The sequence below is a fragment of the Amycolatopsis sulphurea genome (assembly GCF_002564045.1).
GTDB lineage: Bacteria > Actinomycetota > Actinomycetes > Mycobacteriales > Pseudonocardiaceae > Amycolatopsis > Amycolatopsis sulphurea.
In genome coordinates, this window is the sequence record NZ_PDJK01000002.1 from 150836 (window position 1) to 162334 (window position 11499).

At 70.8% G+C, this 11499-nt stretch carries 9 protein-coding genes; 4 read left to right on the forward strand and 5 right to left on the reverse strand.

The window, feature by feature from the left end:
* Positions 1–35 precede the first annotated feature (35 nt).
* The 4 genes from ATK36_RS06765 to ATK36_RS34605 form a co-directional block, all read right to left on the reverse strand.
* Entirely contained in the window at positions 36–572 is a 537-nt protein-coding gene (locus tag ATK36_RS06765; RefSeq protein WP_098510487.1) for a regulatory protein RecX, read from the reverse strand.
* Between the two features lie 308 nt (positions 573–880).
* Positions 881–1924, reverse strand: a complete 1044-nt coding sequence (gene recA / locus ATK36_RS06770) for a recombinase RecA (protein WP_098510488.1) — start codon at positions 1922–1924, stop codon at positions 881–883.
* 245 nt (positions 1925–2169) lie between these two features.
* Complete coding sequence (locus ATK36_RS06775) at positions 2170–2364, reverse strand: DUF3046 domain-containing protein (protein WP_098510489.1); 195 nt, start codon at positions 2362–2364, stop codon at positions 2170–2172.
* 35 nt (positions 2365–2399) lie between these two features.
* Positions 2400–2810 carry a hypothetical protein gene (locus tag ATK36_RS34605; protein ID WP_425427367.1) on the reverse strand — a complete coding sequence of 137 codons (411 nt, stop codon included), beginning with the start codon at positions 2808–2810 and terminating at the stop codon, positions 2400–2402.
* 567 nt (positions 2811–3377) lie between these two features.
* On the opposite strand from ATK36_RS34605, the gene ATK36_RS34610 reads away from it, so the two are divergent.
* The 4 genes from ATK36_RS34610 to def all read left to right on the forward strand — a co-directional run bounded on the left by ATK36_RS34610 (position 3378) and on the right by def (position 10444).
* On the forward strand, positions 3378–3662 hold the full coding sequence (locus tag ATK36_RS34610; protein ID WP_211291823.1) for a hypothetical protein: 285 nt from the start codon (positions 3378–3380) through the stop codon (positions 3660–3662).
* Positions 3663–3869: 207 nt separating this feature from the next.
* Entirely contained in the window at positions 3870–5069 is a 1200-nt protein-coding gene (locus ATK36_RS06790; protein WP_098510490.1) for a hypothetical protein, read from the forward strand.
* A gap of 78 nt (positions 5070–5147) precedes the next feature.
* On the forward strand, positions 5148–9809 hold the full coding sequence (locus tag ATK36_RS06795; protein WP_098510491.1) for an ATP-dependent helicase: 4662 nt from the start codon (positions 5148–5150) through the stop codon (positions 9807–9809).
* A gap of 134 nt (positions 9810–9943) precedes the next feature.
* On the forward strand, positions 9944–10444 hold the full coding sequence (def, locus tag ATK36_RS06800) for a peptide deformylase (RefSeq protein ID WP_098510492.1): 501 nt from the start codon (positions 9944–9946) through the stop codon (positions 10442–10444).
* Position 10445: 1 nt separating this feature from the next.
* Here the strand turns inward: def and ATK36_RS06805 are convergent, their stop codons facing one another.
* A complete protein-coding gene (locus tag ATK36_RS06805) occupies positions 10446–11468 on the reverse strand; it encodes a GNAT family N-acetyltransferase (protein ID WP_170069649.1) in 1023 nt (340 codons plus the stop codon).
* Positions 11469–11499 lie beyond the last annotated feature (31 nt).

Consider the following 11499-nt stretch of genomic DNA (forward strand, 5'->3'; position numbering starts at 1 on the left):
CCGTTCCCCCGTTCCCCCGTTCCCCCGGCCCGTGGTCAGTCGATCGCCGCGTCGTCGAGCAGCGTGGATTCCGCACCGAACTCGCGAAGCTCGTCCCGGATCACGGTGTAGGCCAGCCCTTGCGGATACCCTTTCCGCGCGAGAAACCCGAGCAACCGGCGGATCGCGGTCTGCTCGTCGACATTTCCAAGGGACCCGAGCCGTTTGCGTACCAGCTCGCGAGCGCGTTGTTCCTCGGCGTCCCGATCGACCTCCTCCGCGGCCTGTGCGGCGATCTCGCCGTCGACGCCCTTGCGCCGCAACTCCGCGACGAGCGCGGTGCGGGACAGTCCCTGGTAGGCATGCCGGTTGCGTACCCAGGCTTCGGCGAACTCGGCGTCGTTGACGAGACCGGCCCGGTCGAGCTTGCCGAGCAGGGTTTCCACGGTGTCGCTGTCGAAACCCTTGCGCTGCAACGCCTGCCGCAGCTCCTCGACGGTGCGGGGACACGCGGCGAGGAGGTCGAAACAGACCTCCTTGGCCTTTTTCGCCCGCTCCTCCGGCGGCAGCTCCGCCGGTTCGACCTTCGGCATCCTGGCCACGACCGCACTCCCGTTTCCCGGTCCCGCCGTTCCCGGCGACACCCTCACCTCAGGCTCCGCTTCCACCGTTCCGGCCTCGACCACCGCGCCCGCCGACAACGCACCACCCGGCCACGCCCCCGGCACCTTCGCCGAAAACCAGCCGCGGCACCGGAACGCACGACCGCGGCCGCAGCTGCCACGACCGGCACACCCGCCGAGCCAGGCCGGACCGGCAGAGCACAGCCGCCCGCAGCCGCCGGGCAGGACCACATCCGGAGCCCGGGGAGGAATCCGGCCGAACCCCTCCCCTCCCCGGATCAGAAGTCGACGGGGGCGGGCGCCGCTTCGGCTTCGGCGTCGAGCTGCGGGCCGATGCCGAGCTTCTCCTTGATGCGCTTCTCGACCTCGTTCGCGATGTCCGGGTTGTCGCGCAGGAAGCGGCGGGCGTTCTCCTTGCCCTGGCCCAGCTGGTCGCCCTCGTAGGTGTACCAGGCGCCCGACTTGCGCAGGATGCCCTGGTCGACGCCCATGTCGATGAGCGAGCCCTCGCGGGACACGCCCTGGCCGTAGAGGATGTCGAACTCGGCCTGCTTGAACGGCGGGGCCACCTTGTTCTTGACCACCTTGACCCGGGTGCGGTTGCCGACCGCCTCGCCGCTGTCCTTGAGCGTCTCGATGCGGCGCACGTCGAGCCGGACCGAGGCGTAGAACTTCAGCGCCTTGCCACCGGTGGTGGTCTCCGGCGAGCCGAACATCACGCCGACCTTCTCGCGCAGCTGGTTGATGAAGATCGCGGTGGTGCCGGAGTTGGACAGCGCACCGGTGATCTTCCGCAGCGCCTGGCTCATCAGGCGGGCCTGCAGGCCGACGTGCGAATCACCCATCTCGCCCTCGATCTCGGCGCGCGGTACGAGCGCCGCGACGGAGTCGATGACCAGGATGTCGAGCGCGCCGGAGCGGATCAGCATGTCCGCGATCTCCAGCGCCTGCTCCCCGGTGTCCGGCTGGGAGACCAGCAGCGCGTCGGTGTCCACGCCGAGCGCCTTCGCGTACTCCGGGTCGAGCGCGTGCTCCGCGTCGATGAACGCGGCGATCCCGCCGTTGCGCTGCGCGTTGGCCACCGCGTGCAGGGCGACGGTGGTCTTACCGGAGGATTCCGGGCCGTAGATCTCGATGACCCGGCCGCGCGGCAGGCCGCCGATCCCGAGCGCGACGTCCAGCGCGATCGCGCCAGTGGGGATCACCGCGATGGGCGGGCGGGTGTCCTCGCCGAGGCGCATCACCGAGCCCTTGCCGTACTGCTTGTCGATCTGCGCAAGGGCGAGTTCGAGCGCCTTGTCCTTGTCGGGTGCTGCTGCCATGGAAGTCCACCTCGCTGGTTGGGGCCTGTGTGTGTTCGGTTGTCCGGCGAGCCCGCCTGAGGAGTCGGGCTCCGGTCCGACGCTACGGGGAGGGACCGACAATTCCCGGCGCGGCGACCGATCTGTGGATCGCTGGCCCCGTTGCGGACAACACCATAGACGAACAGATGTTCGAGGATTTCAGCGACACGCCCGGCCCCTGCGGATTTTTCGCCGCGCCGCCCGAGCCCCGGGGAAGCCGCAGGTCAGCGCCGTTCCGGCGGGACGTCGAAGGCGGCGCAGACCGCGCGCCAGATCTCCTTGGCCGGGATCCCCGCCGCCAGCGCCTGTTCGACCGTCCGGCCGCCGAGCCCGCTGAGCACATGGTCCTGCGCGAGCACATCGGCGCGGCCGGGTCCGAATTCCTCGGCCATCAGCCGCCGGAACACCGTGATACGCATCGGCCGAATGCTAGCTCCCGCCCCGGCGCCGGGGATCACTCCCCCGGCTGCACGCTCTGCTCGAAGTAGTCCGCCGGCGCGCTCGGCGTAGTCGCCTGGTCCCCGGAATTCACCTGATAGAGGAACCCGGCGAGCGGCCGGTCCTGCACCGTGAACACGAGCACCGCCGAGGTCTGCCCGACCGCCGAGGCGTAGTGCCCCTGCAGGCCGTTGCCCTTCCAGTCCGCTTCGACGCGGTCACCGGCCGCGGAGCCAAGCAGCCCGTCGGTGTAGGTCTTCAGATCCGCTGCCGACTGTCCTTGGATGTACGTCACTTGCGTACCCGCGCGACCCGGCGCCGCACACGTCGCAGCTGTCCCGAGGCTCTTCGCCGGTGCAGCCGGACCGTTGCCCGTACCGGCCTGGCAGCCGCCCGAATCGGCGACCTTCCCGGCGAGCTGACGCATGCACCCGATCAGCCCCGACGAGTCGGCCTGTCCCTGCGTACGGCACTCGTCAGCCGTGTACGTGTAGACGAACTCGTAGTGAGGAACACCGTGAGACCCGCAGCGAGCAACACCACGGCGGCTGCGGGGATACCGATCCAGAGCTTCCGGCGGCTCTTCTTCTGCGGCACAGCAGGCGTGTACGTCGGGAAGTTGGTCGGTGCCGGGAAAGGCGGCGCATACGCCGGGTAGTTGCGCTGTGGGGCAACGGGCGGCGCGCCTGCCGCCACCTGACCCGCAACGTTCTGTGTACGCATGGACAGTCCGTCAGGCGCCACGTGGTGCGCGCCCAATGCGACAGCTGTTTCCGACTGATCAAGGCTCGCGGGTGTCGGCAAAGTCAGTGTGAGGGGCCCTGCGCCGACCGCGGAGGTCCGTGAAGGGGTCCTTCACGGACTCAGAGTCTGTGAAGGGCCCCTTCACGGACCCGGGACAGGTCTGGCGGGCGCCGTCGATGATGACGCGGCAGCCACGGCTCTCTCTGCTGATCACGGGTCCTCGACCAACTTTGCCGGGACCCTCGTGCGGGTGCGTGAGCCGTACTTCGTCCGGCTGTTCGCCACCGAGCTGACGCGTAGTCTCGTCGAGCACCCGGCGCAGAATCGCGGCGAGTGCCTCGTTGACGGGCACAACGTCGGTGCCGAGCAGGAGCGTCTGCTCGTCAACGCGCCGTTTGGAGTTGGGCTCGAAACGCGTCGGGTCGAGCCGTGCGCGACGCTCGGCATCACGGCCCACCATGAGCGTGCCGTCCTCGCCCGCGAACACTGCGGACGGCATGGTGCCCGACCCGTCCGCTTCTACGACGCGAGGTAGCCTGCCGTGCGCGGAAAGGACGGCAACGGTGTTGGACGTCCCCAGGTCTACTGACAGGATCCGCACAGCAACTTCCCCTCAGGCTCGAACAGCGCTGGCGGAGATGCTGCCACGTACCCGGTCACAGTGTGTGCGGAGCGCGAAACTCGCGACGCGCCCGACTTGCGGCGAACGCAAAAGGTCCATCCCGGTGAAGACGAGGAGACCATGACAGAGCTCGCGGACAGGCCCCCGTTCGGGCAAACGTTGACGAGCAGTCCGTCGCACCCGCTGCGGGTGATAGCGAGCAAGCTGGCCGGATCCGGTTACGTACGCGCGGCAGCGCTGTTCCTTGCGGTAAGGCTGATCGGCGTCAGCGTGCTCGCCGCCATGGCTGCGCCGCGCGGCATGCCGTTGATCGAACGGCTGCAGTCCTGGGACGGCTGGTGGTACTTGCAGATCGCCCAGAACAACTATGGGGGCGTAAGCAACCCCACGGACGTTGTCGGGCTCCCGTACCGCGACGCGCCGTACGGCTTTTTCCCGCTGTACCCCTCCATGACCGGGCTGATCGCGGAGCTGCCCGGGATGTCCTTCGTCGCCGCGGGCATCATCCTGTCCACAGTCGCCGGGATCGCTGCAGCAGCAGCGCTGTACCGCATCGGCCGGCTGGTCGACAGCCCGCGTTCGGGACTGCTACTCGCTGTGTTGTGGGGCGCCGCGCCCATGGCGATCACGCAGAGCATGGTGATGACCGAAGCGCTCTTCACCGCGCTGGCCGCGTGGGCACTCGTCGGTGTCCTCGAACGCAACTGGTCTCTTGCCGCCGTTACGACGCTCCTCGCCGGGCTCACGCGGTCGACGGCCACCGTGCTGATCGCTGTCGTGGTCATAGCCGCGGCGATAAGCGTGTGGCGAAACCGGCAACGGTGGGCCGCCCTCGCATGCATCGTCACCGCGCCACTCGGCCTGCTCGGGTATTGGGCTGTGGTCGCGGCACAGATCGGCAGTGTGACCGGTTGGCAGGACATCGAACTCCGCGGGTGGAACACGCGTTTCGATGGCGGCGCCGAAGCGTGGGACTGGCTCACGCGCACGCTCTTCGGGCCGGGCAACGCATGGGAGACGCTCGTTTCGCTCGTGACGCTCGCCGCGGTCGTACTCGCCGTCGTCGCGGTGACCGGCCGCAGGATGCCGTGGCCGCTGGCCGCCTACGCGGCAGGCGTCGTGGTGCTGGTCCTGTGCAGTGCCGGGCTGCCGTTCCTGAAATCGAGGTTCCTCCTCCCCGGCTTCGCGCTGCTGCTCCCGATCGCGATCGGGCTGGCGCACCGCCGGACGTCCACGATGATCGTCACGACCACAGCGTTCGTGCTGGTCGGAGCCTGGTTTTCGGCCTATTCGCTGACCGTGTGGCAGTACGCGATCTAGGCCGTTTCGTCACCCACACGAGGGGATCCGGGGCGGGCTGCCCCCGGCGGGCCGCGGAAATTGTCGGGGGTGCCGCGCATGATGGATCCCGTGGCAACCGACGTCCTCGACCTCTTCTCCCCGGCGACCCGCACCTGGTTCGCCGGAGCCTTCGCCGCCCCGACGGCCGCGCAGGAAGGGGCCTGGCGGGCAGCACACGCCGGGCAGCATTCCCTGGTCGTGGCTCCCACCGGGTCCGGCAAGACGCTGTCCGCGTTCCTCTGGGCACTGGACCGGCTGTCGGTGGAACCGGCTCCGGCGAACCCGCGCGAGCGGTGCCGGATCCTCTATGTCTCCCCGCTGAAAGCACTGGCGGTCGACGTGCAGCGCAACCTGCGCGCGCCGCTGGCCGGCATCTCCCAGGCCGCGCGGCGGCTCGGCCTGCCGGTGCCGGAGATCGAGGTCGGCATGCGCACCGGCGACACCACGGCGGCCGAGCGCCGGTCGTTCGGGAAGACCCCGCCCGACGTGCTGGTCACCACGCCGGAGTCGCTGTTTCTCATGCTCACCTCGTCGGCGCGGGAATCGTTGACGGGCGTCGAGACCGTCATCGTCGACGAGGTGCACGCGGTCGCGGGCGGCAAACGCGGCGCGCATCTGGCGTTGTCGCTGGAGCGGCTCGACGCGCTGCTGCCCCGGCCGGCCCAGCGCATCGGGTTGTCGGCGACCGTGCGCCCGGTCGACGAGGTGAGCGCGTTCCTCGCCGGCGGGCGACCGGTCACGGTGGTGCAGCCGAAGCTCGCCAAGACGATCGAGGTGCGGGTGGAGGTGCCGGTCGAGGACATGGCCAACCTCGACGGTCCGGCCCCGTCGCCGATGGAGCGGCTCGACGACCTCACCTCGCTGTCCCAGCTCCCCGCCGAAGACGAGGACGGCGCGCAGGACGACGCTGCCGAGGCGCGTCGGCCGTCGATCTGGCCCGCGGTCGAGGAACGGGTGCTGGAGCTGATCCGCGCCCATCGCTCCACCATCGTGTTCGGCAACTCGCGGCGGCTCACCGAACGGCTCACCGCGCGGCTCAACGAGCTGGCCGCCGGAGAGACCGGGCCGGGCCCGGGCGAGGGGTTCCCGGCCGAAGCCGTCGGGCAGTCCGGCGTCACGACGGGTGCGGCGCCGGTGATCGCCCGGGCGCACCACGGGTCGATGTCGCGCGAGCAGCGCACCCATGTCGAGGAGGAGCTGAAGTCCGGGCGGCTGCCGTGCGTGGTGGCCACGTCGTCGCTCGAACTCGGCATCGACATGGGCGCGGTCGATCTGGTGGTGCAGATCGAGGCCCCGCCCACCGTCGCTTCCGGCTTGCAGCGCGTGGGGCGGGCCGGGCACCAGGTCGGCGCGGTGTCCTCCGGCGTGATGTTCCCGAAGTTCCGCGGGGATCTCGTGTCGTGCGCGGTGGTCGCGGAGCGGATGGCGGCCGGGGCGATCGAGGCGGTGCGCTATCCCCGCAACCCGCTCGACGTGCTGGCCCAGCACGTCGTAGCGATGGTGGCGCTCGAACCGTGGACCGTGCCGGAGCTGGCGGCGCTCGTCCGGCGGGCCGCGCCGTTCAGCTCGCTGCCGGACGACGCGCTGCACGCCGTGCTCGACATGCTCGCCGGCCGCTATCCGAGCGAGGAGTTCGGGGAGCTGCGGGCCCGGATCACCTGGGACCGGGTCGGCGGCGAACTGCACGGACGGCCGGGTTCGCAGCGGCTGGCCGTCACCTCCGGCGGCACCATTCCCGATCGCGGGCTGTTCACCGTGATGACGCCGGGAGAGGAGGGCAGGCCAGGGTCGCGCGTCGGCGAGTTCGACGAGGAGATGGTGTACGAATCGCGAGTCGGCGACACCATCCTGCTCGGCACCTCGTCCTGGCGGATCACCGACATCACCCATGACCGGGTCCTCGTCGTGCCCGCCCCCGGCCAGCCCGCGCGGATGCCGTTCTGGAAGGGCGACGCCGCCGGACGGCCGCTGGAGCTGGGGCGGGCGCTCGGCGCGTTCGTCCGCGAACTGTCCACTTCGGACACAGCGGGAGCACGTGAGCGGGCTGCCGCGGCCGGGCTGGACCAGCGGGCATGCGACAACCTGCTGGCGTACCTGGAAGAGCAGAAGTCCGCGACCCGGCACGTGCCGAACGACCGCGTCATCCTGCTGGAGCGCTACCGCGACGAGCTGGGCGACTGGCGGATCGTGCTGCACTCGCCGTTCGGCGCGCAGGTGAACGCACCGTGGGCGCTCGCGATCGCCGCGCGGCTGCGGGAGAACCGCGGGGTCGACGCGCAGGTGGCGCATTCCGACGACGGCATCGTGCTGCGGCTGCCCGATGCGCTGGACGCCGAGGGTGGCGAAGTCACCATCGGCGCCGACGACGTGCTGCTCGATCCCGAGGAAGTCGAGCAGCTGATCGTCGCGGAAGTCGGCGGCTCGGCAGTGTTCGCGGCGCGATTCCGGGAGTGCGCGGCCCGGTCGCTGCTGCTTCCGCGGCGTGATCCCCGTCGGCGCACACCGTTGTGGCAGCAGCGGCAACGGGCGTCGCAGCTGTTGTCGGTCGCCGCGAAGTACGAGCGGTTCCCCGTCGTACTGGAGGCCATGCGCGAGGTCCTGCAGGACGTCTACGACGTGGGCGGTCTGCGGGAGCTGATGGCCGACGTCCGGGCGCGCAAAGTCCGGCTGGTCGAAGTGGAGACGCCGGCCGCGTCGCCGTTCGCGCGGAGCCTGCTGTTCGGCTACGTCGGGATGTTCCTTTACGAGACCGATGCCCCGCTCGCCGAGCGGCGGGCCGCGGCGCTGTCGCTGGATTCCGCGCTGCTGGCCGAATTGCTGGGCACCGAGGCGATCCGGGAGCTGCTCGATCCCGAGGCGGTCGCCGAGGTCGAACGGTCGCTGCAGCGGCTCGATCCGGACCGCCACGCCCGTTCCGCCGAGGAGACGGCCGACCTGCTGCGGTTCCTCGGCGACCTGTCCGTCGCGGAGGCGGCGGAACGCGGGATCCGGCCGGAATGGCTGGCGGAACTAGCATCGGCGCGGCGCGCGATCCGGGTGCGCATCGGCGGCGAGGAGCGGTATCTGGCCATCGAGGATGCCGGGCGGGTGCGGGATGCGCTGGGCGTCGCGCTCCCGGTCGGTGTGCCCGAAGCGTTCACCGAACCGGTCGCCGATCCGCTCGGTGACCTGCTCGGCCGTTATGCGCGGACCCGCGGCCCGTTCCCCGCGGCGGCCGCCGCCGGCCGGTTCGGGCTGGGTACCGCGGTGGTCACCGGCGTGCTGGACCGGCTGACCGGCGAAGGCAGGCTGGTGCGCGGTGAGCTGAGCCCGGTCGGCCATCCGGACACCCACGGCGTCGGAGTCGAGTTCTGCGACGCGGCCGTGCTCCGGCGGCTGCGGCGGGCGTCGCTCGCGCGGCTGCGTGCCGAGGTCGAACCGGTGGAACCCGCGGCGCTGGGCCGGTTTTTGCCCGCCTGGCACGGCATCGGCGCACGAGTCCGGTCCGCGCCGACCGCCGATGACGTGCTGTCCGTGGTCGAGCAGCTGGCCGGTGCGCCGTTGCCGGCCAGTGCCGTGGAGTCGCTGATCCTGCCGAGCCGGTTGCCGGGCTACTCGCCGGCGCTGCTCGACGAACTCACCACGGCGGGCGAGGTCACCTGGGCCGGCTGCGGGGCGCTCTCCGGCGGCGACGGCTGGCTGGCACTGGCCCCGTCCGACGTGGCCGATCTGCTGCTGCCCGAGGTGGAGGAGAATCCGCCGGACAGTCCGCTGCACGAGGCGATCCTCGCGGCGCTGGAAGGTGGGGCGCTGTTCTTCCGGCAGCTCGTGGACCGCGCCTCGCCGCTGGTGGAAACCCCGCCGGACGATGGCGCCGTGGTGGCAGCGCTGTGGGATCTGGTGTGGGCCGGGCTGGTCACCGGCGACACGCTCGCGCCGCTACGAGCCCAGGTCGCCGGCGGTGGCGCGCACAAACCCCGCCGGGCCGCGCCCCGTGGCCGGTACGCGCGGATGCGGGCGGGACGCCCGGCCATGCCGTCCCGCACCGGCCCGCCGACCGTCGCCGGGCGGTGGGCGCTCACCCCGCTCAGGGAGACCGACCCGACCCGGCGTGCCCATGCGCGGACCGAGTCCTTCCTGGAACGCCATGGCGTCCTGACCCGTGGCGCCCTCGACACCGAGCGGGTCACCGGGGGTTTCTCCGGTATCTACAAGGTGCTGCGCGGGATGGAGGACGCCGGGCAGGTGGTGCGCGGGTACGTGGTCGAAGGGCTCGGTGCGGCGCAGTTCGCCGCCAAGGGCGCCGTCGACCGGTTACGCGCATCGTCCGGAGCCTCGCCGTCCGGACCGTCGCCGATGGACCGGGGTCACCAAAGCGCGGTGGTCCTCGCGGCTGCGGATCCGGCGCAGCCCTACGGCGCCGCGCTGCAGTGGCCGGCCGCGACCGGCGACACGAAACACCGACCGGCCCGCAAAGCCGGCGCCTTGGCCGTACTGGTCGACGGAGTACCTGCCCTGTACGTCGAGCGAGGTGGCCGTTCCCTGCTGAGCTTCACCGAGGAACGGGCGCCCTTGCAGGCGGCCGCGGCCGCGCTGTCCACCGCGGTGCGCGAAGGCTGGCTGGGCCAGCTGGCGGTCCAACGCGCCGACGGCGAGCACGCCCTGACCTCGGAGCTGGCCGGAGTCTTGCAGGAAGCCGGTTTCCGGGCCACCCCGAAGGGGCTCCGTCTGCGTGCCTGACCCGATCGATCGCAGAAAGGATTCCGAGACGACGACAATCGCGCGCGGTTGATCCGCGCATACCCCGCCGGGCGGGCGATCCGCGGTCAGTAAGCTGCACGACGGCCCTTCGGTGAGCTAAGGACGTTGTGAACATGGCTATGCGCGAGCTGCGCTACTTCGGTGACCCGGTGCTGAAGTCCGTCTGCGAGCCGGTGACCTCTTTCGACGGCAAGACCGCGGCGCTGGTGAAGGATCTGCTGGACAGCGTGCAGCCGGAGGGGCGCGCGGGGCTCGCGGCGCCGCAGATCGGGGTCGGGCTGCGGGTGTTCAGCTACGACGTCGGCAAGGCGACGGGGTACGTCATCAACCCCGAGGTCGTGCACGTTTCCGAGGAGACGCGGGAGATCGGCGAGGGCTGCCTGTCCGTTCCCGAGCTGTGGTTTCCCACGGTGCGGCCGGACTACGTGGTGGTGCGCGGGGTCGATCTGCGCAACGAGCCGATCCAGGTCGAGGGCACCGAGGTGCTCGCCCAGTGCCTGATGCACGAGACCGATCACCTCGACGGCAAGCTCTACCTCGACCGGCTTACCCCGGAACGGAAGAAGCAGGCCCTGCGCGAAGCACGCGGCAAGGACTGGTTCTGGAACCGGTGAGTCACCGCGGCGACGGGATCTCCAGCCGTACCGTTTCCGGGTCGTCCGGTGCCGGGGCGGCGTGCAGTCCGGCCCGGAGCGCGGTGCGGATCATCGCGTCGTCGCCGGGGAGGCGGTGCGCGGTGAGCCCGGTGATCGACCGTGCCGCCGCCAGTACGGTCATCCTCGCCAGTAGTGCGGTGCCGATTCCCTGACGTTGCCAGGAATCCTCGACCAGGAGCGAGATCTCCGCGGTCCGGTCCGGCTGCGGGATGAGCCGGCCAAGCCCGAGGACGTCCCGGCCACAGACCGCGAGCACGCTCACGCCGCCCGGCGGCAGGAGCAGTTTGTGCAGCCAGTTTCGCGGCACGGTGCGGATTCCGGTGTGGTAGCGGCTGAACAACGTCGTGCTCGAACATCGCCGGTGCAGCTCGGCCACGGCTTCGGTGTCCCGGAGCGTGCCGGGGCGCAGGACGACCGCGGCGCCGTCACGGCGATCGAGCACGACAGCGCCCGACAGGTTGTCGCGCGCTGCGGTGAGGAGATCGATCAGCGTGGCCACGCGGGTCAGTTCGAGCTCGACGAACGGCGCCCAGCGGCGGCGGGCGACCAGCACTTTCGTTGTGTCGAGCGGGAAAACGGCCCGGTTCCCGCCTTCGGTGCGATCGGGGTTCGCCTCGGCGGCCGGGAGGAGGGTGACGAGGTCGGCCGCCAGTACTTGACGCACCGCTTCGATGAGCTGCGGAGGCGCGTCTACTGCTTGCTTCGCAGCGAGAAGCATGGCGGTTGGTGGATCCCGTAGTTCGTGCACGTCCGCTTCGACGATTCCTGAACAGGTGCAGCCCTCCTCCCGGATAGCGGCGGCAAGCACGTGCTTCGGCAGGCCGTCCGCCGGGCGTAGCACGATCTCGTCGAGCACCCCGCCGGGAACCGGGAACACGGTGAGCCCAAGGACGTTGCACTCCAGATCAGCCAGCCGGACGGCGATGCGCGCGAGCGTGCCGGGCCGGTCGTCCATCCGCACCCGGAGCCGCCACACCGGCATCACCGGTTCCGTTCCGGATGGAAGGGCCTGC